At 66.7% G+C, this 23,980-nt stretch carries 23 protein-coding genes; 7 read left to right on the top strand and 16 right to left on the bottom strand.

Annotated elements, in window-relative coordinates:
- Positions 1 to 24: 24 nt before the first annotated feature.
- Positions 25 to 1,245: an SRPBCC family protein gene (locus UC32_RS20875; protein WP_235423561.1), complete on the top strand. Its 1,221-nt coding sequence runs from the start codon at positions 25 to 27 to the stop codon at positions 1,243 to 1,245.
- Between the two features lie 73 nt (positions 1,246 to 1,318).
- Here UC32_RS20875 and UC32_RS01375 read toward each other — a convergent pair whose 3' ends face one another.
- From UC32_RS01375 to UC32_RS01325, 12 genes are all read right to left on the bottom strand, one after another.
- On the bottom strand, positions 1,319 to 2,785 hold the full coding sequence (locus UC32_RS01375; RefSeq protein ID WP_045729490.1) for an FAD-dependent oxidoreductase: 1,467 nt from the start codon (positions 2,783 to 2,785) through the stop codon (positions 1,319 to 1,321).
- Positions 2,786 to 2,872: 87 nt separating this feature from the next.
- Positions 2,873 to 4,135 carry a uroporphyrinogen-III C-methyltransferase gene (gene cobA / locus UC32_RS01370; RefSeq protein ID WP_045729843.1) on the bottom strand — a complete coding sequence of 421 codons (1,263 nt, stop codon included), beginning with the start codon at positions 4,133 to 4,135 and terminating at the stop codon, positions 2,873 to 2,875.
- Positions 4,136 to 4,209: 74 nt separating this feature from the next.
- Entirely contained in the window at positions 4,210 to 4,497 is a 288-nt protein-coding gene (locus UC32_RS21150) for an SRPBCC family protein (protein ID WP_412178012.1), read from the bottom strand.
- Between the two features lie 30 nt (positions 4,498 to 4,527).
- Positions 4,528 to 4,695, bottom strand: coding sequence for an SRPBCC family protein (locus tag UC32_RS21145; RefSeq protein WP_412178011.1), 168 nt, complete (start codon positions 4,693 to 4,695; stop codon positions 4,528 to 4,530).
- A 189-nt stretch (positions 4,696 to 4,884) separates the two neighbouring features.
- Positions 4,885 to 5,841 (bottom strand): ABC transporter permease, encoded by a 957-nt coding sequence (locus UC32_RS01360; RefSeq protein WP_045729489.1) that lies wholly within the window; start codon positions 5,839 to 5,841, stop codon positions 4,885 to 4,887.
- Complete coding sequence (locus UC32_RS01355) at positions 5,831 to 6,556, bottom strand: ABC transporter ATP-binding protein (RefSeq protein WP_045729488.1); 726 nt, start codon at positions 6,554 to 6,556, stop codon at positions 5,831 to 5,833. Before UC32_RS01355 ends, UC32_RS01360 begins: the two co-directional genes overlap by 11 nt.
- A 27-nt stretch (positions 6,557 to 6,583) precedes the next feature.
- Positions 6,584 to 7,720: an ABC transporter substrate-binding protein gene (locus UC32_RS01350; RefSeq protein WP_045729487.1), complete on the bottom strand. Its 1,137-nt coding sequence runs from the start codon at positions 7,718 to 7,720 to the stop codon at positions 6,584 to 6,586.
- 282 nt (positions 7,721 to 8,002) lie between these two features.
- Positions 8,003 to 9,418, bottom strand: a complete 1,416-nt coding sequence (locus tag UC32_RS01345) for a sulfate adenylyltransferase subunit 1 (RefSeq protein WP_045729486.1) — start codon at positions 9,416 to 9,418, stop codon at positions 8,003 to 8,005.
- Positions 9,418 to 10,362, bottom strand: a complete 945-nt coding sequence (gene cysD, locus UC32_RS01340) for a sulfate adenylyltransferase subunit CysD (protein ID WP_045729485.1) — start codon at positions 10,360 to 10,362, stop codon at positions 9,418 to 9,420. Before cysD ends, UC32_RS01345 begins: the two co-directional genes overlap by 1 nt.
- Positions 10,359 to 11,177 carry a phosphoadenylyl-sulfate reductase gene (locus UC32_RS01335; protein ID WP_152642528.1) on the bottom strand — a complete coding sequence of 273 codons (819 nt, stop codon included), beginning with the start codon at positions 11,175 to 11,177 and terminating at the stop codon, positions 10,359 to 10,361. Before UC32_RS01335 ends, cysD begins: the two co-directional genes overlap by 4 nt.
- A complete protein-coding gene (locus tag UC32_RS01330) occupies positions 11,177 to 12,922 on the bottom strand; it encodes a nitrite/sulfite reductase (RefSeq protein WP_045729484.1) in 1,746 nt (581 codons plus the stop codon). Before UC32_RS01330 ends, UC32_RS01335 begins: the two co-directional genes overlap by 1 nt.
- A 167-nt stretch (positions 12,923 to 13,089) precedes the next feature.
- Complete coding sequence (locus UC32_RS01325; RefSeq protein WP_045729483.1) at positions 13,090 to 13,836, bottom strand: sirohydrochlorin chelatase; 747 nt, start codon at positions 13,834 to 13,836, stop codon at positions 13,090 to 13,092.
- A 60-nt stretch (positions 13,837 to 13,896) separates the two neighbouring features.
- On the opposite strand from UC32_RS01325, the gene UC32_RS01320 reads away from it, so the two are divergent.
- Together UC32_RS01320 and UC32_RS01315 are read left to right on the top strand one after the other, a co-directional pair.
- A complete protein-coding gene (locus UC32_RS01320; protein WP_045729482.1) occupies positions 13,897 to 14,553 on the top strand; it encodes a trimeric intracellular cation channel family protein in 657 nt (218 codons plus the stop codon).
- A 60-nt stretch (positions 14,554 to 14,613) separates the two neighbouring features.
- Positions 14,614 to 15,039: a hypothetical protein gene (locus UC32_RS01315; protein WP_045729481.1), complete on the top strand. Its 426-nt coding sequence runs from the start codon at positions 14,614 to 14,616 to the stop codon at positions 15,037 to 15,039.
- A 157-nt stretch (positions 15,040 to 15,196) separates the two neighbouring features.
- Here the strand turns inward: UC32_RS01315 and UC32_RS01310 are convergent, their stop codons facing one another.
- The 4 genes from UC32_RS01310 to UC32_RS01295 all read right to left on the bottom strand — a co-directional run bounded on the left by UC32_RS01310 (position 15,197) and on the right by UC32_RS01295 (position 19,670).
- Complete coding sequence (locus tag UC32_RS01310; RefSeq protein ID WP_045729480.1) at positions 15,197 to 16,036, bottom strand: DUF559 domain-containing protein; 840 nt, start codon at positions 16,034 to 16,036, stop codon at positions 15,197 to 15,199.
- Positions 16,037 to 16,464: 428 nt separating this feature from the next.
- Positions 16,465 to 17,565, bottom strand: a complete 1,101-nt coding sequence (locus UC32_RS01305; RefSeq protein WP_045729479.1) for a polyprenyl synthetase family protein — start codon at positions 17,563 to 17,565, stop codon at positions 16,465 to 16,467.
- The gene (locus UC32_RS01300) at positions 17,562 to 18,893 is read right to left on the bottom strand and encodes a geranylgeranyl reductase family protein (RefSeq protein ID WP_045729478.1); all 1,332 of its coding nucleotides are present in this window, start codon (positions 18,891 to 18,893) and stop codon (positions 17,562 to 17,564) included. The genes UC32_RS01305 and UC32_RS01300 overlap by 4 nt, the downstream gene beginning before the upstream one ends.
- A gap of 3 nt (positions 18,894 to 18,896) precedes the next feature.
- Positions 18,897 to 19,670, bottom strand: coding sequence for a demethylmenaquinone methyltransferase (locus UC32_RS01295; protein WP_231994318.1), 774 nt, complete (start codon positions 19,668 to 19,670; stop codon positions 18,897 to 18,899).
- Positions 19,671 to 19,787: 117 nt separating this feature from the next.
- Between UC32_RS01295 and UC32_RS01290 the strand changes: the two genes are divergently transcribed.
- From UC32_RS01290 to UC32_RS01275, 4 genes are all read left to right on the top strand, one after another.
- Entirely contained in the window at positions 19,788 to 21,221 is a 1,434-nt protein-coding gene (locus UC32_RS01290; RefSeq protein WP_045729476.1) for an isochorismate synthase, read from the top strand.
- Between the two features lie 168 nt (positions 21,222 to 21,389).
- Positions 21,390 to 22,190 carry an ABC transporter substrate-binding protein gene (locus UC32_RS01285; RefSeq protein ID WP_045729475.1) on the top strand — a complete coding sequence of 267 codons (801 nt, stop codon included), beginning with the start codon at positions 21,390 to 21,392 and terminating at the stop codon, positions 22,188 to 22,190.
- A 118-nt stretch (positions 22,191 to 22,308) separates the two neighbouring features.
- Positions 22,309 to 23,100, top strand: a complete 792-nt coding sequence (locus tag UC32_RS01280; RefSeq protein ID WP_015937991.1) for an amino acid ABC transporter permease — start codon at positions 22,309 to 22,311, stop codon at positions 23,098 to 23,100.
- Between the two features lie 11 nt (positions 23,101 to 23,111).
- Complete coding sequence (locus tag UC32_RS01275; protein ID WP_045729474.1) at positions 23,112 to 23,900, top strand: amino acid ABC transporter ATP-binding protein; 789 nt, start codon at positions 23,112 to 23,114, stop codon at positions 23,898 to 23,900.
- The last annotated feature ends 80 nt before the right edge of the window (positions 23,901 to 23,980 follow it).

The raw sequence follows: 23,980 nt of genomic DNA, 5'->3' as shown, positions 1-23,980 counted from the left end.
CGTGATTATGGGTAGGGAGTAGACATGACCCAGCACCCGGGCGGCGCACCCGCCGCCACACGCAGCGCCGGGCAGGCGTTCGCCGCCCTGTTCCGGCTCCTGAAGGTTGCCCGGCCCGAACGGCCCATCCACCCGCACGGGCTCGGACTGTCCGGCGAGCTCACCCGCACCGGCAACCCGGCGGCGCCAAGCGGCATCGACTGGCTCGACAACGCCGGAGTGGACGCCGTGGAAGCCCGGTTCTCCCGCTCAGTGGGCCTGCCGCAGACACTGCCCGACATCCTGGGGCTCGCGCTAAGGGTCACACCCTCCGCTAACGGCGACCTCCGTCCCGGCCCGGCAGATGTCCTGTTCGCTTCCACCGGGTGGCGGCTGCCGTGGCGCTTCCTGTTGAGGCCCCGGCTGGACGTTGCGGGCGCCACCATGACCACGCTGATGCCCTACCGTGGCCGGCAGGGCCCGGTCCTCCTGGGCCTGCGCACCCGCAGCCTCCCGCCCGGATCCCTCGCGTCCGGTGAGTGGGTCCTCGGGCTGCACTGGGCCACCCCATCCGGGCGGTGGCGGGAATGCGGCGAGCTGCGGTTGCACGCCGGACCCACTCCAAGTGACAGTCCCCTGCGGTTCGATCCGCTCGGACACCAGCCGCCCGGGGCTCAGGCCTACGCGTGGACGCGGCGCCTGCGGAAGCCCTCGTACCGCGCGGCCCAACGGACCGCACCTCCCGCCGTCGTACGCAACACCGGCCGGCAGCCGGAACGGCCCAAGCGAAACATCGCCAGCACCCCCGCAACCGGAAGGAACGCCATGTCCACCGTTTCGCAGCACTTCAGCTCCCCGCCGGGCGACGTCTGGCGGGTCATCGCCGACGGCTGGCTGTATTCCGGCTGGGTAGTTGGCGCGTCACGCATCCGGGACGTGGACGCAGAGTGGCCGCAGGTGGGATCCCGGCTGCACCACTCTGTGGGCGCCTGGCCGCTGGTGATCGATGACAGCTCCCGGGTCTCCGCCATGGTGCCCGGCCGTTCTCTGGAACTGGTGGCCCGGGGCTGGCCGATGGGCGAGGCCAAAGTGGAGATCACCCTTGAGGAAGCCGGGGACGGATGCCGCGTGACCATCGCCGAAGATGCCATTCGCGGACCTGGCAGGCTGGTGCCCAAGGCCATTCGGAATGCGGCCATCTCCGCCCGCAACCGGGAGACGCTCCGCAGGCTGGAACTGATGGCGGCCGGCGGGGCGGGCAAATAACGCCGCTGGGTCAAGCTCGATTAACGGCAAAGGCCCGCGGAACCGGTAGGTTCCGCGGGCCTTTGCACGGGCTTTAGACCTGTGCTGCGACGCCGTCGCGGGAGATGGCAACCATGTCCTCGCGCGGCACCACCTTGATGCGCTCACGCTTGACCTCAACACCGTGCGATCCGCCGGCCTCGGTGGCTGCGGCACCGAGGGCGAGCTCGTGGGCGTCCAGGGCCAGCCAGCCTTCCCAGCTGGTGAACTTCACGCCGCGGGCGTCCAGGAGTTCGACGACGGCGTCCTCGGCCGGTGCCGCGGCTACGGGCAGGTTTTCGCGGTCCTCGAGGAGGTAGGTCACGGTCTCCAGGGCGTCACCCTTGGTGTGGCCGATCAGGCCCACCGGTCCGCGCTTGATCCAGCCGGTGGCGTAGATGCCCGGCACGTGGTTGCCGTCAGCGTCCAGGACGCGACCGCCGTCGTTCGTCACAACGCCCTTCTTGTGGTCGAACTCTACGTCCGGCAGGGCGGAACCGAAGTAGCCGATGGCGCGGTACACGGCCTGGACCGGGTAGTCCACGAACTCGCCGGTGCCGCGGGCGTTACCGGTGCCGTCCAGTTCGGTGCGCTCGAACTTGATGCCTGCCACCTTGCCGGGGGTCTCGGCGTCGTCGTAGATCTCCACCGGGCTGTGCAGGAAGTGCAGGTGCAGGCGGCGGGAGGCCTTCAGCTCGGAGACGTCCTCAGGCTGCTCGGCGATCCAGTTGGTGAGCGTACCCACCATGGTCTTGGTCTGGTTGTTCGTCTGGATCTGGCGGTCCGATTCCTCGTCGAACTCGAAGTCCTCCGGGTACAGGATGATGTCCACGTCCTTGGAGTGGGACAGTTCGCGCAGTTCCAGCGGGGTGAACTTCACCTGGGCCGGTCCGCGGCGGCCGAAGACGTGGACGTCCGTGACCGGAGAATTCTTCAGGCCGGCGTAGACGTTGTCCGGGATTTCCGAGACCAGGAGGTCATCGGCGTGCTTGGACAGGACGCGGGCCACGTCCAGGGCCACGTTGCCGTTGCCGAGCACGGCGATTTCCTTGGCCTCGAGCGGCCATTCACGGGAGACATCGGGGTGGCCGTCGTACCAGGACACAAAGTCCGCGCCGCCGTAGGAGCCGTCCAGCTCGATGCCCGGGATGTTCAGGTCCGCATCCTTGATGGCGCCGGTGGCGAAGATGACGGCGTCATAGTGGGTGCGAAGGTCCTCGATGGTGAGGTCCGTGCCGTAGTCCACGTTGCCGAAGAAGCGGATGTCGCCGCGGTCCAGGACCTTGTGCAGGGCGTTGACGATGCCCTTGATGCGGGGGTGGTCCGGGGCCACGCCGTAGCGGATCAGGCCGTAGGGTGCCGGGTAGCGGTCAAAGAGGTCAATGCTGACGGTCAGCTCGCCGCTCTTGACGGCCTCGCTCTTGGTGAGGATGTCTGCGGCGTAGACGCCGGCCGGGCCGGAACCCACGACGGCGACGCGCAGCGGACGCTCGGCAGAGCCTACGGTGGTGCTAGATGACACGGCTGTGTTCCTTTTCTTCTGCATCGATTGCTGAGTACTTGTCGTTTAGAAGGCTCATAACGACAAGTACGGAGCAGTTGATGGGTTTCAGGTGGTGACGACGGTCTTGCGGGGCTGGTTGGGGCTTGTGGTGCTGTAGTCAGCGGTTTTGAAGTGCGACGGCGCGAACGGGCTCACGCGCACCACGTCACCAATGACAATCACTGCGGGATTCGCGACGCCGGCGGCTTCGGCCTGGTCCGCAATGGAACCGAGCGTCCCGATGGTGACACGCTGGTCCGGCAAATAGCCGTTCTCCACGATACCAACAGGGGTCCCGGCGGGCAGGCCGGCTTCGCCCAGCGCGGATGCCGACTCCCGCAGCTGGCCGACTCCCATGAGCAGGACGATCGTGTGGTCTGCGCGGGCGGGAACCTCGGAGAGTTCCTCGTGGCCGGTGACCACGCTGAAGCCCTTGGCGAGTCCGCGGTGGGTGACGGGAATGCCTGCGGCCGCGGGTACTGAAATGGCTGACGTTACGCCGGACACCACTTCAACCTCTACGCCGTGTTGCCGGCAGTGTTCGGCTTCCTCGCCGCCGCGGCCCAGGACGTACGGGTCGCCGCCCTTGAGCCGGACCACCCGGTGGCCCTTCAGCGCTTCCTCGACGAGGATCCGGTTGATCCCTGCCTGCGGTACGGGGTGGTGGCCGGGGGTCTTGCCCACTTCGATGATGCGGACATCGGGGGCGAGTTCGTTCAGGAGTTCACGGGGGCCCAGCCGGTCTGCGACGACGACGTCGGCCTGGCCCAGCAGCCGGCGGCCGCGGACGGTGATGAGGCCTGTGTCGCCGGGGCCGCCACCTACGAGGGCAACGGAGCCTCGGTGGGCGCGGCGCCGGCGCAGCGGCAGGTCTCCGGTTTCGAGGGCTGTGGCGACGGCGTTGCGGACTGCCATGGCGCGGCGCGGGTCTCCCCCGGCGTTGACGGCGATCTTCACGTCATCAACGACGGCGACGGCGGGCGTCCAGGCGGCGGAGGCTTCGTGGTCGGAGGCGTTGACGCACCAGACCCGCTGCGCCTCGGCGTCGGCCGATACTTGTGCGTCCACTTCCGAAGCGCCGGTGGCCGTCTGGATGAACCAGACGCCGTCCACGTCGCTGGAGCGGTAGGGCCGCGCTTCCCAAGTGAGCAGGCCGGCGTCGGCCATCTCCTGCAGCGCGGGCGAGGCAACCGGGGCCACGACGGTGACCAGGGCACCGGCGTCGAGCAACCCTTTGGCGCGGCGGGTGGCTACGGGTCCGCCGCCCACCACCAGCACGGGGCGGCCGAGCAGCCGCAGCGCCGTGGGGTAAATATCCTGAATTGCCATGGACCAACGGTAGGGCTGCGTCACAATGGCCCACAAAGGCTCAGCAACACCAGTTCACGTAAGGTAACGCTGCGTCACATAGCCGGGCTGCCGCCGTCGTGCCTGCTTCCGTCCTGGCCCGCTCGCGCGAGGAACCGGCCGCGGTCCCGGATGAGCCGTTCCAGGTAGCGCACAAGGACGAGCCGCTCAACGACGCGGCCCAGGCCTCCCAGCGGGGCGGTGAACTCCACCCGGTCCGTCATGATGCTGCCGCCGGCCGTGGGTTCAAACCCGTGCACGTGCCGGAAGGCCTTGAACGGCCCCTTCACCTGTTCGTCCGTGAAGCTGTGGGGGAAGTCAAGGCGGGTGATCCGGCTGGTCATGGTGAGGGGGACGCCAAAGTGCCGCGCCCGCTAGGTGACCTCCTGGCCCTCTCCGATCAGTCCCTCCGTGATGCCCGCTATGGCCCGCTCCCCCGAGTCCTTCTGCGAGTCCAGGTGCAGGTCGACGCTGCGGGCCCGGTCGAACAGCTCCTCCACCGGAAGCGGGGACTCGGTGCGGCATACGAAGCTGACGGTCATGGCGCCAGTCTGCCATTCTTCCCGGCCGCCTCGGGGCCGGTCGTGGGGCACACTGGCGGGCTTCGGCGTCGTGATGGCCCTATTCCCGGCGTGTCCGTGTCGAAGTGCCCCCGTTTGGCGGCGGAGCTGCGAGGGCCCGACGGCGGGAAGTCGCCGTCGGGCCCTAAGGTGCGTTGGGGAGGTGCTGGGTCAGCGGGTGCTGCCAGCCAGCAGGCCCCGGCGGCGCAGGAGGCGCTTTTCGATGGGTGCGAAGACCAGCAGTTCGATCAGGATGCCGACGCCGAGGATCAGCAGGATCGCCGACATCACTACCGTCATGTCGGACAGCGCACGGCCCTGGTCCAGCAGTGAGCCGAGACCGAAGCCGATGGTGCCGCCCACGGCGATGATTTCCGCGGCCATCAAGGAGCGCCAGGAGAAGGCCCAGCCCTGCTTGAGGCCACCCAGGTAACCGGGCAGCGCGGCGGGGAGGACCACTTGCAGGGCCATCTGAAGCCGGTTGGCGCCAAGGACGGTTCCTACCCGGCGGAACTGCGGCGGGATTTGGTCCACACCCGAGATCAGCCCGTTGATGATCGAGGGTATGGCGCCCATGAACACCACGAAGTAGACGGTGGCGTCGGTGAGGCCGAACCAGATGATCGCAGCAGGAACCCAGGCCACGGAGGGCAACACCTGCAGACCGGAAATCAGCGGTCCAAAGGCCCGGCGCAGCGGCGCAACCTGGGCCAGCAGCAGGCCCACCGGAGTGGCGATCGCCACCGAGATCAGGAAGCCCACCAGACCGCGCTGCAGCGAGGTCCACATGGCTTCCTGCAGCTTGCCTTCGCCCCAGAGCACGCCCATCTGGCCCACCACGTCAAGCGGGCCGGGGACCAGGTCGCGGCGTTTGACGCCCAGGGACACGTAGAACTGCCACACGAGCACCAGGACCACCAGGGCGGCCACCGGCAGGAGGATGCGGCTCCAGTCGACCCGGTGCTTACGCTCGGCATCGGACTGCAGCGAATCCAGCCCGGACTCCAGCTCCCGCAGGTCCTCGTTTCCGCTCGAAGTCCTTGTCAAAGCGGCATGGACATGCTCAGGGTTCTTGACGGGCTCAACCACCGGTTCGGTCTCGGCAAGGGGCGTGGGGTTACTTGGCATGGCGGCGAATCTCCTCACGCAGCCGGGCGGTGATGACCCCGGTGAGCTGGCCGGCGAGCCCGGCGTCGGTTCGGTGTTCCTCGGTCACGGCCCATTCCTGGACCACGCGGCCGGGACGGGAAGAGAGCAGCAGGACGCGCTGTCCCAGCCGGACAGCTTCGCGGACGTTGTGGGTGACGAAGACGATGGTGCGTCCGGTTTCCTTCCAGATCCGCTCCAGTTCGTCGTGCAGCAGGTCACGCGTGATGGCGTCAAGGGCGGCGAAGGGTTCGTCCATGAGCAGCAGCTGCCTGTCCTGGGCGAGCGAACGGGCCAGCGACACCCGCTGGCGCATGCCGCCGGACAGCTCGTGGGGGCGCTTGTCTCCGGCGGCGCCCAGGTGGACCAGTTCCAGGAGTTCCTGGGCCTTGGTACGGCGTTCGGCCTTGCCCACGCCACGCAGTTTCAGGGCCAGCTCGATGTTTTCCCGGGCCGTCAGCCAGGGGAAGAGTGCGGCGTCCTGGAACATGAAGGCTGCGCCGTCGCTGGGGACTTCGAGGGCGCCCGACGACGGCGCTTCCAGTCCGGCGATGATGTTCAGCAGGGTGGATTTGCCGCAGCCGGACGCACCGAGGAGGGCGACGAACTCGCCTTTCCCGATGTTGGCGTTGACGTCGTCCAGTACCGGGGCGCCGTCGCCGAAGCGCTTGCCCAGGTTCTCCAGTACGACTGGCATGGTGCCGTCCTTAGGTAGTGGGGTGGATCAGTCCTGGCCGAGGCCGGCTGCTGAAATTTTGCTGGTGCCGGTGGCGGCGGCAACTTCGTTGAGGGCCCGGAGGTCGAACAGCCCGTTGAGGTCGGCCTGCTTGGTGGTCCCTGCTTCAACGCCGTCCTGCAGCAGCCGGGGGTAGCTTCCGGCCAACGGGTCCAGGGTATAGGTGATGTTGGCCAGCGAGCGGGCCAGGACGTCGTCGGCGAGGGTGGCACCGGCGGACTCCTGAAGGCCTGCGTTGATGACGCTGGCCCTTTCCTGTTCCGGGGCCTCGTTCAGCCAGGCGACAGACTTTGCGTGGCCGGCCAGCAATGCCTTGACGGTGTCCGGGTGGTCGGCGGCGTACTTCTGGTTCACGATCAGGATGGTGGTGGGAAATTCACCGGGCTTGCCCGTGCCGGTCCCATCCCAAAGGTCCTTCTCATCCACCAGTACCTTGGCACCGGCCTGTAGCACCAGGCGTGAGGCCCACGGTTCAGGCAACCACGCGCCGTCGAGCTTCCCGTCCTGGAACAGCTTGAGCGTCTGGGCGTTGTCCGTGGGGTTGATGGCAACGTCGCCGCTGCCGTCCACATTGGTCTTGTACCCCTGGTCTGCGAGCCAGGCGCGGAGGGCCACATCCTGGGTGCCGCCCAGCTGCGGGGAAGCGAGGGTCTTTCCGCGGAGGTCCGCGGCCGAGTTGATCCCCGGCTTGACCACCAGCTGCGCCCCGCCCGCGGCTGCGCCGGCGATGACCTTCACGGACTGGCCGGAGCTCTTGACGAAGGAGTTGATGGCCGGGTTGGGGCCGATGTAGGCAGCGTCGATGGCCCCGGCGTTGAGGGCTTCGATGGCCGCGGGGCCGGCGTTGAACGATTCGGTGCTGAGCTGCGTGTTGCCGAGGGCTTCGGCGAGGAAACCCTTTTTGATGCCCACCAGTGCGGGAGCGTGCGTCACGTTTCCGAAGTAGCCGAGCTTGAGTGCGGCCGCCGGCGTTGGTTCGGCTGCCTGGGCCTCGGTGTTGCGGGAAATGTTGGAGGCAACAATGGCCCCGACAGCGATCAGCAGGACCAGCCCGATGGCCAGGGCGGCCTCGATGGCACGCTTGCGCTTGGGAACTGCGCTTTCGCCTGCCACGATGCGGGTCATCCCGGGCTTGGAACTAGTCATTGTTTCACCATAGGGAGTGGCCCAAAGCCGTTCAACGAAGCCTAAACCGGGGGTCACGCGGGTTCACGCGGCGTCATATTCAGCCGCACAGTCACCGGGTTTTGGCGCGTCAGCTGCCCTTAACGTTGACCAATCGGCGCAGCTTGTGCCGCATCGCGGCGGTGCCGCCGATACGGTCTGGAAACGCGAAATCGCTGGAACGCTGCGGGGACGCCGTAAAGGTACGGCGATTTCGCAGCGTTCCAGCGATTTCGGTGACAGCTAGATGCTGTAGCGCTCATCCTCGTGGTCGCCCGGGTGGTCCTTGACCAGGCCGGCGGCCAGCGTATTGCCGTCCAACGGGTCGATCACCAGGAACGCACCGGTACGGCGGTGGTGCAGGTAGTTCTCCAGCGGCAGCGGCGCGGCGAGCCGGAGCTGCGCGTGGCCGATGTCGTTGAGCTCCAGGCTGGAGGCGCCCTCAAGCTTGAAGGAGGCCAGGTCCAGCTTCCCGGACACACTTCGGACCAGCGCCTGGACGGTGCGGGTGCCGTGCTTGACCAGGACCTTCTGGCCCTCGCGGAGCGGCTTCGGGGACAGCCAGCACAGGGCGGCGTACAGGTCGGCCGAGGCTTCACGGACCGTCCCGGCCGCGGCGATGGTGTCACCGCGGGCGACGTCGAACTCGTCAGCAAGGCGGACGGCCACGGACTGCGGCGCGGCGGCTTCCTCCAGCGACTTGCCGGCGAAGTCGATGCCCGCCACGGTGGTGGTGCGCGGGGCCTGGCCCGGCGTCAGCACGGATACCTGGTCCCCCACCTTCACGGAGCCTTCGGTGATCTGGCCGGCGTACGCACGGTAGTCGCGGTAGGCCTCCACGTCCAGGCCCGCTGCTACGGCGTCGGGAGCCAGTGCTCCCTGCGGCCGGACCACCAGCTGGACAGGGAAGCGGAAGCTTTCCAAGTGGCTTTCGAGTTCGTCAGCGGCGGGCAGGGTCTCCAGGACCTCCAGCAGCGCGGGGCCCGTGTACCAGGGGGTGCGCTCCGAGCGCTCCACCACGTTGTCGCCGTCGAGCGCGGACACCGGGACCACCAGCAGATCGCTGATTCCATCGGAACCCAGGCCCAGTTCGCGGCCCACCTGCTGCACATCGGCTTCGATGTCGCGGAACACGGACTCGCTGAAGTCCACCAGGTCGATCTTGTTCACGGCCACGATCACGTGCGCCACGCGCAGCAGCTGCAGCACGGACAGGTGGCGGCGGGTCTGCTCCAGCACTCCCTTGCGCGCGTCGATGAGCACGACGACGGCATCCGCGGTGGACGCGCCGGTCACCGTGTTCTTGGTGTACTGAACGTGCCCGGGGCAGTCCGCCAGGATGAAGCTGCGGCGGTCAGTGGCGAAGTAGCGGTAGGCCACGTCTATGGTGATGCCCTGCTCGCGCTCGGCGCGCAGGCCGTCGGTCAGCAGGGCCAGGTCGATCCCGCCCTTTTCTCCGCCGAACCCGCGGTCGGCCGAGGTGCGGGCCACGGCGTCGAGCGTGTCAGCGAGGATGGCCTTGGAATCGTGAAGGAGGCGGCCCACCAGGGTGGACTTGCCGTCGTCGACCGATCCGGCGGTGGCGAAACGGAAGAGTGTGGTGGGCAGGGCTGTTTCCAGGCCACCGGCGGAGCCGGACAAAACAGTTTCGGTGCTCATTAGAAGTACCCGTCCTTCTTGCGGTCTTCCATGGCGGCCTCGGAGATGCGGTCATCTGCTCGGGTGGCGCCACGTTCGGTGAGGGTGGATGCGGCAACTTCAACCACGACGTCGGACACGGTGAAGGCGTTGGACTCGACGGCGCCCGTGCAGGACATATCGCCCACGGTGCGGTAGCGGACGGTCTTGGTGATGACGTCCTCGCCGTCACGCGGCTGGGAGACTTCACCTACTGCGCGCCACATGCCGTCGCGGGCGAAGACCTCGCGCTCGTGGGCGTAGTACAGGCCGGGCAGTTCGATGTTCTCGCGTTCGATGTAGCGCCAGATGTCCAGCTCGGTCCAGTTGCTGATGGGGAACGCACGGACGTGCTGGCCCACGGTGTGGCGGCCGTTGTACAGGTTCCACAGTTCGGGGCGCTGGTTGCGCGGATCCCACTGGCCGAACTCGTCACGCAGGCTCAGGATGCGCTCCTTGGCGCGGGCCTTGTCCTCGTCGCGGCGGCCGCCGCCGAACACGGCGTCGAACTTGTTCTGCTGGATGGCGTCCAGCAGCGGGACGGTCTGCAGGGGGTTACGGGTGCCGTCGGCACGCTCTGCAAGCTCGCCGCGGTCGATGAACTCCTGCACGGAGCCCACCACGAGCTTCAGGCCCAGGCGCTCCACGGTACGGTCGCGGAAGTCGATGACCTCGGGGAAGTTGTGCCCGGTGTCCACGTGCAGGACGGGGAACGGGACCTTCCCGGGCCAGAACGCCTTGGTGGCCAGGTGCAGCATCACCACGGAGTCCTTGCCGCCGGAGAACAGCAGCGCGGGCTTCTCGAATTCGGCAACAACCTCGCGGATGATGTGGATAGCTTCGGACTCGAGGGTGTCCAGGCTGGAGAGGCGCGTGGATACGGCGGCGTCGGTCACCTGGGTCTCCTCGGAAAGGTAAGTGCTCATACGTGAAGTCCGCATTCTGTCTTGTCGGAACCAGCCCAGCGGCCGGCGCGGGGGTCCTCGCCTGGCGCCACCTTGCGGGTGCAGGGCTGGCAGCCAATCGAGGGGTAACCCTGCGCGAGCAGCGGGTTGACGGGCAGGAGGTTGTCTTCGGAGTATTCGACCAACTGGTCGAAGGTCCAGGCAGCCATCGGGTTGACCTTGACCAGGCCGTTCTTGTCATCCCAACTGACCAGCGGCGTGTTGGTGCGGGTGGGGGCTTCGTCGCGGCGGACACCGGTGAACCAGAGTTCGTAGCCGGCCAGCGTGCGCTGCAGCGGCGCCACTTTGCGGAGGGCGCAGCACTGGGCGGCGTCGCGGGCAAAGAGGTCCTTGCCCAGCAGCCGGTCCTGCTGCTCCACCGTGTTCTCCGGAAGCACGTCCACCACGTTGACGCGGAGGTTCGCGGCCACCTCGTCACGCGTGGCGTAGGTTTCCGGGAAGTGGTAGCCGGTCTCCAGGAACAGGACGTCGACACCGGGCATCTGGTCAGCGACCAGCGCAGGGAGGACGGCGTCGGCCATGGAGCATGCCACCGAGACGGCGGGCAGGTCGAAGTTCCGCTCTACCCAGGCGATCACGTCGCGGGCGGGGGCGTCCCAGCCGAGTTCGGCGGCGCCGGCTTCAGCGAGGGCCTTGAGTTCTTCCTTGGAGCGCTTGCTGGTTGAGCTTGTGGGGACCGGAGTTTCGGCGGCCTTGGTTTCGACAAGGTCAACCACCGCTGCTTTCGCTTCGGCCGGGGCCGCTACGGGGTCCACTCCGAGTGCGTGCTTGGACATTACTGCAGTGCCTCCTCGTCTGCTGCGTGGGCCCACTCGGCGAAGGTCTGTCCTTCGGCACGCTGGGCCACGAACGTGCGGACCACGCGTTCCACGTAGTCGGGCAGGTCGTCAACGTACACCTTGAGCCCGCGGACAGTGCGGCCCAGGCCGGCCTCGCCGCGTTCGTTGGATGCCAGCCCGCCGCCCAGGTGGACCTGGAATCCCGGGGAGGGATCGCCGTCGGGCGTGGGCAGCATCATGCCCTTCAGGCCGATGTCCGCGGTCTGGATGCGGGCGCAGGAGTTGGGGCAGCCGTTGATGTGCAGCGACAGTGCCTGCGGAAGTTCGCCGGACGTGGCCAGGTCCGCCAGGCGGCGTTCCAGCTCGGCCACGGCGGTGGCGGCCGTGTGCTTGGTCTCCACGATGGCCAGCTTGCAGTACTCGATGCCGGTGCAGGCGATGGTGCCGCGGCGGAACACGGACGGGCGGGCGGAGAGGCCCAGTTCGTCCAGCTCGGCCACCAGCGGCTCCACCTGGTCCTTCTCGACGTCCAGGACAACAAGCTTCTGGTGCGGGGTGGTGCGCAGGCGGAAGGAGCCGCGGGCCTCGAGGGTGTCGGCGAGCTTGACCAGCGCGGCGCCGGACAGCCGGCCGGCCAGCGGGGTGGCGCCGATGAAGAACTTGCCGTCCTTCTGCTCGTGCACGCCGACATGGTCGCCGGGGGTGGTGGGCCTGGGCGCGGCAGGACCGTCGGCCAGCTTGTAGCCCAGGTATTCGTCCTCGAGGATCTGGCGGAACTTCTCCGGACCCCAGTCGGCCATCAGGAACTTCAGGCGGGCTTTGGTGCGCATGCGCCGGTAGCCGTAGTCGCGGAAGATACTGGTGACGCCTAGCCACACGTCGGCAGCTTCTTCGGGCTTCACGAAGGCACCCAGGCGCTTGCCCAGCATCGGGTTGGTGGACAGTGCGCCGCCGGCCCATAGGTCGTAGCCGATACCCAGTTCGGGGTGGCGGACCCCCACCAGGGCGAAGTCGTTGATCTCGTGGACAACGTCCTGGCTGGGGTGGCCGGTGATGGCGGTCTTGTACTTGCGCGGCAGGTTCGACAGCAGCGGGTTGCCGATGAACCGCTCCCCCAGCTCCGCGATCAGCGGGGTTGGATCGATGATCTCGTCCTTGGCGATGCCGGCCACGGGCGAGCCCAGGATGACGCGGGGCACGTCGCCGCAGGCCTCGGTGGTGGACAGGCCGACACCCTCCAGGCGGTTCCAGATCTCGGGGATGTCCTCCACCCGGATCCAGTGCAGCTGGATGTTCTGGCGGTCGGTGAGGTCGGCGGAGTCGCGGGCGAAGTCCACGGAGATCTGGCCGATGACGCGCAGCTGCTCGGTGGTGAGTGCACCGCCGTCGATCCTCACACGGAGCATGAAGTACTTGTCTTCGAGCTCGTGCGGCTCAAGGGTTGCGGTCTTGCCGCCGTCGATCCCGGGCTTGCGCTGGGTGTAGAGGCCCCACCAGCGGAACCGGCCGTGCAGGTCCTGGCCGGGGATCGCGTCGAAGCCCTCTTTGGCGTAGATGGTCTCGATACGCTCGCGCACGTTGAGGCCGTCGTCTTCCTGTTTCCAGGTTTCGTTGGCGTTCAGGGGCGTCTTGCCGTCCACCTTCCACTGCCCGTGCGGCTTTGCAGCGGGGCGGGACGGGCGGGCGGGGCGCTTGGAGGCAGCGGAGTCCGCGGACGCTCCGGCTAGAGCTGTATCAGTCATGCAACGACTGTAGGTCCCGCTCGAATAGCGTCACAAAGGACCGGAAATGCGAGGTCACCTAGGGAAACATTTCGTCACGAAACGCCGCATGCCCTTGAACGGTCACCCCGGCTGTGCATGGGCGGGGCCCGCTGGAACACCCTGTTGAGGGTTCTCCCGCCGCCGCGCTAACTAGCGGTTTCGTGCTGCTGGACGACGGCGGCGTCGTACCTGTCCAGGGCAATCTCGGCGAGCACCCGCGACGGAAGAAGTGGCTCGGTGACTACATCCGCTCCCGCCTTGCCCAGCTGGTCGTGGAAGAAGCCCGGCGCCAAAAGGTAGGAAGCGATCACTACCCGCCCGCCGACGTCGACCGCTCCCGCGGACTCCCCCGCCCCGGCACCTCCGGCCAGTTCCTCGCGAAGCATCGCGACGGCGTCGGGCACGGACGGCTGGGCGGAGGCACCATAGGCGGCCACCATCCGGTTGGACCGCAGCTCCCGCAGCTGTCCGAGGAGTTCCTCGACGCTGACGGCGGCATTGGGGTTGGAAGAACCGGCGGCCGCCAGGACAATGACGTCGTTATCCGTGGTGCCTGCCTCGCGCAGCCTTTGGTCCAGCAGCTGGGCCAGCCGCGGGTCCGGACCCAGGGGTGCGGCGGCCGCACTTCCCGGGCGGCTCTTCACTGCCCTCGCGATGTCCACCTTCACGTGGTAGCCCACGCTGAGCAGCAGGGGCACCACCACTGCAGGTTCCCCCTCAGGCAGGCCTGCCACCACGTCCACCAGGTCCGGCTGCTGCACATCGACGTAGGCTTCGCGGACATCAAGTCCCGGCCGGAGCTCGGCGATGGCGGAGCGCAGGGCGTTGACCTCGGCCGCTCCCTGGCTGCTGGACGTCCCGTGGGCACAGGCGATCATGATGGGGCTGTTCATAGGGGCTAGCGTAACGTTGGAGCCGCCCCGTCCGCCCTACTTGAATTACCTGGACCTTTGATGACCTTCGCCTTTGACAACGCCCCGGTATGGCTGGATCTGCTCGGTGTCTTCTTCTTTGCCGTGTCGGGCTCACTGCTCGCCGCGCGGAAGCATATTGACATTGTGGGTTCCCTGCTCTTGGCCTCGCTGGTGGGGCTTGGCGGCGGCGTGATCCGGGACATCATCCTCAACAGCGGCCCGCCGGCGGCGTTCACCACGCCCGCGTACCTCGTGCCCCCGGTCCTGGCCACGGCGCTGGTGTACTTCCTCTTTCCCTACGTCCAGCGCTACACCTCCATGCTCACGCTGTTCGACGCCGGCGGGCTGGCCCTGTTCTGCATGACCGGAACCGTGAAGGCGTTGGCCGCGGGCATGAACCCCGTGGCATCAGTCCTCCTGGGGGTCACAACAGCAGTGGGAGGCGGCCTGCTCCGAGACGTGACGGCCAACGAGGTACCCGAGCTGTTTAACGCGAAATCGATTTACGCGGTGCCTGCCTTCGTAGGGGCCGTGATGACCACGGTGCTGTGGATGGCGGGGGTCTTCAATGTCCTCACCGCCGCGGTTGTGGCCGCCGTCGTCTTCACCTTCCGCGTGCTGGCTTGGCGCCGGTCCTGGCAGGCTCCCCTGGCCGTCCACGGGCTGAACCGGCGGGGCAAAGACAGCAGCCTCTGACGCCGTCGAGGGCGCCCCCGGTGGCATTTGGGACGGCCTGCAATTGGCTAGGATATGAGCATGACTGACATGTTCCTCGAGAAGTTCCGCGCGCTTGTTCCAAAGTATCTCGAGGACGAATGGCAGGAAGAGGATGGCCTGTCCGCCGAGGAGCTGGACAAGGCCCTGGCCGACCACCAGTTCCAGATCCCGCTGGTCCTCCGCGAGTTCTACCTCGCCGTGGGTGGCTGCGAGGACCTGATGGAGGCCTACCACTACTTCTGGGACCCTGACGAGCTCGAAGTCGATGACGAAGGCTTCCTGATGTTCCTTGAGGACGAGGAAGAGGAATACACCTGGGGTTTCCGCGCCGGCGACCTCAGCGTCCCTGACCCCATCGTCTACCGCCGCAACAACGCCCGCGGCCAGTGGAAGTCCGAAGAAGGAACCTTCTCCGAGTTCGTCTTCGACATGTTCGAGTGGGCCTTCGGGGACGAGGAAGACTAGGGACCTCCCCCGGGTTGCCGACTGCCGGGTTACCTGGCGCCTGACTCGGAGTCCGAGCAACCTGGGCATCCGTCACGGGGCACATTGCCACGGACACGCCGGCGGAAAGCTCCCTGGCGCCCTCTTAGACGTTCAAAGTGCCCCACGACGGCGGGACTTACCTTGCGCGGTAGGATCCTCGGCGGCTCTGCTCAAGTACAGCCAGAACCTGTGCCACCATCCGCTCCGGGTGGTGGACCACGTCGTCGTAACCGAACCGGAGGCCCAAACGTCCTCCAACAACCGTCGCGTTGTTCCGCGACCGGTCTTTCTTGACCTGCTTGGGCTCCAGGTGGGTGGCGCCGTCCGTCTCCACTACCAGGCATTCCTCGATGAGGAAGTCCACTTCCCCCACACCGGGAAGTTCCACGTGCCTTCGCACGTGCAGTCCGGCCCGCCGGAAATGGTAGTTGGCCAGGACTTCCAGGATGGAGTCAGCCCGCGGAACGACGTGGTCCAGGACCGACCTCGCCCGGGCATTCCGGTTCCCGGTCAGCTTGCGGCGCAGGAATTCCACCGTTACGTCACCCCGTTGCGCGGCACACTGGACCATAGCCAGCGACTCGATCTCCGGCAAGCAATGCAGGCCATGAATCAAAGCGTCCGCCAGTCCGGCAATTGGCAGCCATGGGTGGGCAGGGTGGCGGGGCCTTCCATGGGCCACAGTTCCAGGCACTGTCCTTTTGTGCCCCGGGCTCACGTGCAGGGCCACCGGCTCCCGAACCGTCCACAGATGATAGGCCGGGGCGGCGGAAAGGCAGGTCAGGAGCGCGTTGTGTTCGAGGGCAAAGCTCAGTGCACCCGCCTGGTTCGGAAGGCCGTAAACGCCCCTGCGGATCCGGACAACCGTACCTGCCGCCAGCACCTTATCCACGTCAGTCCGGGTGTGCCCCGCTGCGCGAAGGGTGACTGTTCTCGCCATGCCTCCCCTGTGCTGGAGAAACTCTTCGATGTTCATGTTTCCAACGGTCGCCCGAAGCCGCAGTTTGCTGGAAGGGCATTTGGCGCCATGTGGACAACGGCCCCGGGTCACATTGACGCGGACACACTGCAAATAGGCGTCGTGGCGTCCTCATAGATGCTCAAAGTGCCCCACGACGGCGGGGAATCTCAGCACGAAAAGCTTGTGACACTCTCAGTAAATTAGGAGTTGCAATCTGTGACAGATGTGTCATAAGCTATTCACGGATCCGCTAAACGCCTCCGGCGGATCTGATGCGAACGGAGAGATAGCCCCGGTTCACAGCAGCTTCGGTTGCTGGGCACCGGGGCTATCCCGTTAACAGCAACCTGCAGCCGGACCACCAAGGACCACCGACGCAGAACCCCACTACACGCAGAAGCCCGGCACCATTGAAAGGCACCGGGCTTCGACGCATAAAGTACTCAGCTGGCGCGGTCCACCACGGCAACGGCGAAGTTGGACAGCGAGTCCTTGACGACTCCCTCGGGCAGGGGCGCCAGCGCAGCGATGGCTTCATCGGCCCACCGGCGGGCAACAACCCAGGATTCGGCGGTCACAGGGTGCTCCCGCAGTCCAGCCACAGCGGCGGCCAGAGCCTCATCGGAGGAGAGGTCCCCGTCAATGAGCTTCAGAAGTTCGACGGCGGACTGGTCGCCGGCCGCGGCATCGCGCCGGAGAAACAGGACCGGCAGCGTGGGGACGCCTTCGCGCAGGTCGGTTCCCGGGGACTTGCCGGACTTCACCTTCACACCAGTGACATCGATGACGTCGTCGGCGAGCTGGAAGGCAACACCTACCTTCTCGCCGTATTCCACCAGCACGTCCTCAAACGCTTCATCGGCGCCGGAGAAGATGGCACCGAACTGGCCGGAGGCGGCCACCAGGGAGCCGGTCTTGTCCGCGATGACGGACAGGTAATGCTCAATGGGGTCCTCATCCGGCCGCGGCCCCACGGTCTCGTGGAGCTGGCCCAGGCACAGCCGTTCGAACGTCCGCGCCTGGATGCCCAGCGCGCGGCCGCCCAGTTCGGACACCAGGATGGAGGCGCGCGCAAAGATCAGGTCGCCGGTAAGGACGGCCACCGAGTTGCCCCACACCTCGTGGGCCGTGGGAGCCCCACGGCGGAACGGCGCGGAGTCCATGACGTCGTCGTGGTACAGCGTGGCAAGGTGCGTCAGTTCAACCACGACGGCGGCCTGCACCACGGCGGGCAGCGATGCGTCCCCGAGGTGGGCGCAGAGCAGGGTCAGCAGCGGCCGGATGCGCTTGCCTCCGGCTTCCACCAGGTGCCGCGACGTCGCGTCAGCCAGCGGATCCGAGTTGGCGATGGCCTCACGCAGTTTCTTTTCGACGCGCGCCAGGTTGTTGGTGATGGCCGGGCCCAGCTCGGGGTCCCCGGCGATGGCGGCGAAGCCCGCCGGCAGCTGGAGGCCGGTGGCAATGGCGGTGGTGTTGAGACTGGGTTCGGAGTCCGGCAGGCCGTGCCCGGCATGCGTCCAGCTGTGGTCTGCGGAGTTGGTCACGGGTTAACCCTAACTTTTTGTTGCGGATACCGCTGGTTCGTCGCCGCGGGGGCATTGGATGTGGCCGGCACCAGTGATTCCAGGACCCGGATCACCCGGTCCTCGAAACCCTTCGCGGACGGGTCGGTCAGGTTGGCCAGGAGCCGGACCACGAACCGCATCAGCACCGGAATAGGCATGCCGGTCCGCAGCGCGAGCTTCATGATGGCGGGCTTTCCGATCAGCGTGGCAAACGCCCGGCCAAGGGTGAAGTGCGAACCCCACTGGTCCCGCACGTACTCCGCGTACCGGGAAAGGTGGGCATCGGCGTCGTACGATCCGCCCGAGGAAGCCGTGCGCGAGGAGGCGTCGATGATGAACTCGGCGGCGAAGCGCGCGGACTCCATAGCGTAGGAGATGCCCTCGCCGTTGAAGGGCGAGACCATGCCGCCGGCGTCACCCAGCAGCAGCAGACCGGGTGAGTAGTGCGGGGTGCGGTTGAAACCCATAGGGAGGGCCGCGCCGCGGATTTCGCCCACCTGGTTCGCCGGGGTGAAGCCCCACTCGGAGGGCATGCCTGCGGTCCATTCGCGCAGGACCTGCTTGTAGTCGAGCTTGCCGAAGTCCCTGGAGGAGTTCAGGATGCCCAGGCCCACGTTGGAGGTGCCGTCGCCGACGCCGAACACCCAGCCGTAGCCGGGGAGCAGCTTGCCGTCGCGGCCGGGGAGCTCCAGCCAGCCTTCCATCCAGTCGTCGTCCGTGCGGGGCGAGGTGAAGTAAGTCCTGACGGCCACGCCCAGGGGACGGTCGTCGCGCTTTTGGATGCCGAGGGACACGGCGGTGCGGGTTGAGTTGCCGTCTGCAGCAAGGACGACGTCGGCACTGAACTCGCGCGTCTCCCCCGTCTTGCGTCCAGACTCGTCCAGGATGGCTGCGCGGACACCGGTCACGCGGCCGGCGTCGTCCCTAAGTGCCTCGGTGACGCTGTGCCGTTCCAGGATGGTGGCGCCGGCGGACTCGGCATGCCGTGCCAGTTCCTCATCGAAGCCCAAGCGCGTGCGGATCAGACCGTATTGCGGAAAGTCGGACACCTCGGGCCAGGGCAGTTCGATGGTCCGGCCGCCGGCAATCAGCCGCAGTCCCTTGTTCCGGCGCCAGCCCTCGCCCTCAGGATGCGGGAGGCCGAGCTTCTGGATCTCGCGGACCGCCCGGGGCGTCAGCCCGTCTCCACAGACCTTCTCGCGCGGAAAGCTGGTCTTCTCCAGCACCGTGACAGAGAGACCGGCTTTGGCCAGGTAATACGCGGCGGTGGATCCGGCCGGACCCGCGCCGACAATCAGTACCTTCACAGGTCAGCGGGCGATGTTGCGGCGCAGCTTGGCCACCGGGCCCTTGTGCGCGGCGATCGCGGCGGCTGCGCTATCCGGGGCGCCAGCCGGCTTGAACGCGCGGTGGACCGCCACGATGCCGCCGGTGAGGTTGCGGTAGTTGACGTTCTCCCAGCCCTCGTCCTGCAGCCACGCAGCCAGGTGGTCCTGGTCCGGCCAGGCCCGGATGGACTCGGCGAGGTAGACGTACGCGTCCGGGTTGGAGGCAACCTTGACGGCGATGGCGGGCAGGGCACGCATCAGGTATTCGGTGTACATGGTGCGCCAGAGCGGGACAACGGGCTGCGAGAACTCGGCAATGACCAGCCGACCGCCGGGCTTGGTGACCCGGAGCATCTCCGCGAGGGCCTTCTTGGGCTCGTTGACGTTGCGCAGGCCAAAGGAAATGGTGGTGGCGTCGAAGGTGTTGTCCGCGAAGGGCAGGTTGGTGGCGTCACCGGCAATGAAGTCGATGTCCGGGCGGCGGCGCTTTCCCACCTTGAGCATCCCGAGCGAGAAATCACATGCCACTACGTCTATGCCTGCATCGGCATATGGCTCGCTGGACGTTCCGGTTCCGGCGGCAAGGTCCAGGACCCGCTGGCCCTTGGAGACTTCCATCGCATCAACCACGATTTTCCGCCAGCGGCGGGTCTGCCCCATGGACAGGACATCGTTGACGACGTCGTATTTCGGTGCGACGTCGTCAAACATCGTGGCTACTTCGTCCGGACGCTTATCCAAGGATGCTCGGTTCACCATGACATTGTCTCAAATGTTCCGGCGGGTCCGGACCAGTGCGGGTTCGCCGCGGCGAGGGGCGGATAGTTACTGCGAAGTACTGCGAATTACTGTCGGGGGTACTGTTGATCCATCATGACAAGCACGCTCGGCACCGGACTCCTGAAAAGCCTGACAGTCCCCCTGGATGGAAAAGATTTCCCCGGGGGGCTTCCTGCGTTTCTGGTGCGGGACGACGTCCTTTGCTGGACCCGGCGGGAAGCCGGCCTTGCAGGTTTCGGCGAGATCGCCCGGTTCACCGCAACCGGCCCCGAGCGCTTCCTCGAGGCCGATATCTGGTGGCGCCATCTGGTCCTCGAAGCCCGCGTCACCGATTCCGTAGAGCTTCCCGGCACCGGGCCCGTGGCTTTCGGGTCCTTCGCCTTCTCCAAAACCTCCGCCCACGAGTCCCGGCTCATCGTCCCGGAAATCGTCGTGGGAGTGCGGGACAACACGGCGTGGCTCACCCAGTTGACGTTCGACGACGGTCCGCTCACCGAAGCCGGCGCCCTCGCCGCCTTGGAGCGCTGGCTCGGCGGAGGGCCCGTCAGCTCCGGTGCGTCGGCGGGAGCCAAAGCTTCAGGAATTACGACGGCGGCAGCGGAAGCAGCCGGCGACGCCCGCCAGGGTGCGGTCCCCGCGAAGGAGGGCGGCGCCGTCGTACGCCCCCTCCCCCTGGCCGCGGGCGCAACACTGCACACCGGCTCGCTCAGCGAAGAAGCGTGGATGGACGCCGTGGCTGCGGGCGTGGAGGAAATCCGGACAGGTGCCCTGGAGAAACTCGTGCTGGCGCGCGACGTGGTGGCCACGATTCCCGGCGGCGTGAACGCCTCCCGGGTGCTGCGCGAACTGGCCGCCCGCTACCGCGAATGCTGGACCTACGGTGTGGACGGACTGGTGGGCGCCACTCCGGAGATGCTCATCCAGGTGGAAGGCCGGACCGCCCAGGCGCGCGTGCTGGCCGGCACCCTGGACCGCCGGGACGCACACGGCGAGGACGGCCTGCCCATGGATTACGCCACCCGGGTACTGGCTGGTTCGGAGAAGCAGCGGCATGAGCACGAGATTGCCATCCAGTCGCTGACCTCCCAGCTGGCCCCATTCTCCGAGGCCATGAACGCCCACGACGAACCCTTCATCCTGGAACTGCCCAACGTCTGGCACCTGGCCTCGGATGTCAAGGCCGAACTCGCCGAGGTGGAAGGCCACGTTCCCACCTGCCTGGCCCTCATCAACGCCCTGCATCCCACGGCTGCTGTCTGCGGAACACCCACCCAGGTGGCCGGTGCCCTGATCCGCAAACTGGAGCACCTGGACCGCGGACCCTACGCCGGCCCAGTGGGCTGGCTGGACGCCGCAGGCAACGGGGAGTGGGGCATCGCGCTGCGCGGCGCAGTGATCGAAGCCCCGGACACGGTTCGCCTGTATGCCGGCTGCGGCATCGTGGACGGCTCCCAGCCGGAGGCAGAGCTGGCCGAGACCTGGGCCAAGTTCAGGCCGATGCTTGAATCCCTCGGCATCCGCAGTTAGCCCAAACGTCCGGTATCCGAGACAGCATTGCTTCGCCTAGGCTTGAAACTGCGGGTAATTTAGTTATCCAATAGTGAAACTAAGTTTCCTGTGATGCACATCTCACAATCGGCGATACACTATCAACCGATTTAGTACCGCATACCCCTGCAACAAAAGGTAAGAAACATGCAGCTCAAGTCCCTGGCCACGGCCAAATTGACCGCCAAGGCAGCAGCACTCTTCGCCGTCGGAGCCCTCACCCTCACGGCGTGCGGCGGCAGCTCCACCCCCGCAGCTTCCGAAGGCGGCATCCAGCTCATCAACGCAGGCAAGCTCACGGTCTGCTCCGATGTCCCCTACGAGCCCTTCGAGTTCCAGAAGGACGGCAAGACGGTGGGCTTCGACATCGACATCGCCAATGAGGTGGCCAAGGACCTCAAGGCCGAGCTCAACATCGTGGACAGCTCCTTCGAGGCCATCGAGACCGGTACCGCGCTGACCGGCTGCGATGTCTCCATCTCCTCCGTGTCCATCACGGACACCCGCAAGCAGGTCATGGACTTCTCCGACCCCTACATGGATGACGACCTGACCCTTGTGGCGAAGGAAGGCTCCGGCGTGGAGAACATCGACTCCGCCAAGGGCAAGAAGGTGGGCGTGCAGCAGGCCACCACCGGCGCCAAGTACGCCCAGGAAAAGGGCATTGAGGCACAGCAGTTCGAGGACTCCGGCCTCCTGGTCCAGGCCCTCGAAGCCGGCACCATCGACGCCGCCCTGGGCAACCAGTCCGTGCTCGGCTACGCCATCAAGGACAACACCCAGTTCACCCGCGTTGAGGACTACGCCACCGGCGAGAAGCTCGGCATTGCCATCAAGAAGGGCAACACCGCAATGCTTGACCAGGTCAACGGCACGCTCAAGCGCCTGACCGATGACGGCAGCCTGGCGAAGTTCAAGACCACCTGGTTCGGCGAAACCGCCAAGTAGCCACCGCTTGGGGCCACCCCGGGCCCCGGTGAACAGAGTTTCAGGCAATGAGGCCCCGGTCGGCACGCACGGCAGCCGCCCGGGGCCTTAGCCACGCACAACGAATGTGAGCACCCCAATGGCAATGACCGCACGCCAGCGAGCCAGAGTAAGCCTGTATGTCCAGGCCGGAATCTTTGTGGTGGCCATCGCCGCACTGATCCTGGCCACGGACTGGAAGACCATGGCCACCAACGTCTTCAACTTCGGCAAGATCGGGCCGATGTTCCCGGACATCTTCCTGGTGGGCCTGAAGAACACACTGATCTACACGTTCCTCGGCTTCGTGGTGGGCCTCAGCGGCGGCCTGCTGCTGGCCCTGATGAAACTGTCCAGTTTCCCGCTTTACCGCTGGATTGCCACCGGCTACATCGAGTTCTTCCGCGGCATCCCGGCACTGCTGGTCTTCATCGCCTTCGGCTACGGGGTCCCGCTGGCCTTCGGCGTCCAGTGGAACGTGACCATCATCGTGATGATCTCGCTGGGCATCGTCGCCTCGGCCTACATCGCCGAAACCCTCCGCGCCGGCCTGCAGGCAGTGCCCAAGGGACAGCTGGAGGCAGCCCGTTCCCTGGGCATGCCGCAGTGGCGGGCCATGGTCACCATTGTCATTCCGCAGGCCTTCAAGATCGTTCTTCCGCCGCTGACCAACGAGGTCATCCTCCTCACCAAGGACTCATCGCTGATCTACGTCCTGGGCCTGACAGCTTCGCAGTACGAGCTCACCAAGTTCGGCCGCGACGGCATCTCCAGCCTGGGCGCCGGCCTCACGCCGCTCCTGGTGGCCGGTGCCTTCTACCTGGTGGTCACCATCCCCCTGAGCCTCCTGGCCCGGAAGTTCGAAAGCCGCTCCGCGCGGACCAAGCGATAGGCAGGGAAGCCATGAACGACGTCGTACCCACCACCACCGTGCACGCAGCCGGGGTGGACATCTCAGACCTCCGCAAGTCCTACGGTTCCAACGAGGTCCTCAAGGGCATCAGCCTGAACGTGAAGCCCGGTGAAGTGGTGTGCCTGATCGGCCCCTCCGGCTCCGGCAAGTCCACCCTGCTGCGCTGCGTCAACCTGCTGGAACAGCCCAACCAGGGCAGCATCCACGTGGGCGGTTTCGAAGCCACTGATCCCGATGTGGACATCGACAAGATGCGCCGCAAGGTGGGCATGGTGTTCCAGCAGTTCAACCTGTTCCCGCACCTGAACGCCCTGCGCAACTGTTCCATTGCGCAGACCAAGGTCCTGAAGCGCTCCCAGGCCGAAGCGGACAAGGTCTCGCTGCACAACCTGGAACGCGTGGGCCTGGGGCACCTCGCCGACCGTTTCCCGGACCAGCTCTCCGGCGGCCAGCAGCAGCGCGTGGCCATCGCCCGCGCCCTGAGCATGAACCCCGAACTGATGCTCTTTGACGAGCCCACCTCGGCGCTGGACCCGGAGACCGTTGGTGATGTCCTCTCCGTCATGCGGAACCTGGCCAAGGAAGGCATGACCATGCTGGTGGTCACCCACGAGATGGCCTTCGCACGCGAGGTGGCTGACCGCGTGGTCTTCATGGACGGCGGTGTTGTGGTGGAGGAAGGCGTGGCCGAGCAGGTCATCGGCTCCCCCGCCCAGCCGCGCACCAAGGAGTTCCTCCGCCGCGTGCTCGACCCCACGCACATCAACATCGAGGACTAGGCCAGGTCCTTCGGGCTATAAAACGCCAGGAATCCCCGGCGCTGCGGTATCGCCGCAGCGCCGGGGATTTCGTGCGTCAT

Source organism: Pseudarthrobacter chlorophenolicus, assembly GCF_000962805.1.
GTDB lineage: Bacteria > Actinomycetota > Actinomycetes > Actinomycetales > Micrococcaceae > Arthrobacter > Arthrobacter chlorophenolicus_A.
The sequence above is the reverse complement of the archived record's forward strand: the minus strand, read 5'-3'. Positions and strand labels throughout refer to the sequence as shown.

Excerpts from the sequence above, each read along its gene's own strand:
- UC32_RS20875 (WP_235423561.1), top strand. The coding sequence starts at position 25 with ATGACCCAGCACCCGGGCGGCGCACCCGCCGCCACACGCAGCGCCGGG.
- cobA (WP_045729843.1), bottom strand. The coding sequence starts at position 4,135 with ATGGCAATTCAGGATATTTACCCCACGGCGCTGCGGCTGCTCGGCCGC.
- UC32_RS21150 (WP_412178012.1), bottom strand. The coding sequence starts at position 4,497 with ATGACCAGCCGGATCACCCGCCTTGACTTCCCCCACAGCTTCACGGAC.
- UC32_RS21145 (WP_412178011.1), bottom strand. The coding sequence starts at position 4,695 with ATGACCGTCAGCTTCGTATGCCGCACCGAGTCCCCGCTTCCGGTGGAG.
- UC32_RS01360 (WP_045729489.1), bottom strand. The coding sequence starts at position 5,841 with ATGCCAAGTAACCCCACGCCCCTTGCCGAGACCGAACCGGTGGTTGAG.
- UC32_RS01355 (WP_045729488.1), bottom strand. The coding sequence starts at position 6,556 with ATGCCAGTCGTACTGGAGAACCTGGGCAAGCGCTTCGGCGACGGCGCC.
- UC32_RS01350 (WP_045729487.1), bottom strand. The coding sequence starts at position 7,720 with ATGACCCGCATCGTGGCAGGCGAAAGCGCAGTTCCCAAGCGCAAGCGT.
- UC32_RS01345 (WP_045729486.1), bottom strand. The coding sequence starts at position 9,418 with ATGAGCACCGAAACTGTTTTGTCCGGCTCCGCCGGTGGCCTGGAAACA.
- cysD (WP_045729485.1), bottom strand. The coding sequence starts at position 10,362 with ATGAGCACTTACCTTTCCGAGGAGACCCAGGTGACCGACGCCGCCGTA.
- UC32_RS01335 (WP_152642528.1), bottom strand. The coding sequence starts at position 11,177 with ATGTCCAAGCACGCACTCGGAGTGGACCCCGTAGCGGCCCCGGCCGAA.
- UC32_RS01330 (WP_045729484.1), bottom strand. The coding sequence starts at position 12,922 with ATGACTGATACAGCTCTAGCCGGAGCGTCCGCGGACTCCGCTGCCTCC.
- UC32_RS01325 (WP_045729483.1), bottom strand. The coding sequence starts at position 13,836 with ATGAACAGCCCCATCATGATCGCCTGTGCCCACGGGACGTCCAGCAGC.
- UC32_RS01320 (WP_045729482.1), top strand. The coding sequence starts at position 13,897 with ATGACCTTCGCCTTTGACAACGCCCCGGTATGGCTGGATCTGCTCGGT.
- UC32_RS01315 (WP_045729481.1), top strand. The coding sequence starts at position 14,614 with ATGACTGACATGTTCCTCGAGAAGTTCCGCGCGCTTGTTCCAAAGTAT.
- UC32_RS01310 (WP_045729480.1), bottom strand. The coding sequence starts at position 16,036 with ATGAACATCGAAGAGTTTCTCCAGCACAGGGGAGGCATGGCGAGAACA.
- UC32_RS01290 (WP_045729476.1), top strand. The coding sequence starts at position 19,788 with ATGACAAGCACGCTCGGCACCGGACTCCTGAAAAGCCTGACAGTCCCC.
- UC32_RS01285 (WP_045729475.1), top strand. The coding sequence starts at position 21,390 with ATGCAGCTCAAGTCCCTGGCCACGGCCAAATTGACCGCCAAGGCAGCA.
- UC32_RS01280 (WP_015937991.1), top strand. The coding sequence starts at position 22,309 with ATGGCAATGACCGCACGCCAGCGAGCCAGAGTAAGCCTGTATGTCCAG.
- UC32_RS01275 (WP_045729474.1), top strand. The coding sequence starts at position 23,112 with ATGAACGACGTCGTACCCACCACCACCGTGCACGCAGCCGGGGTGGAC.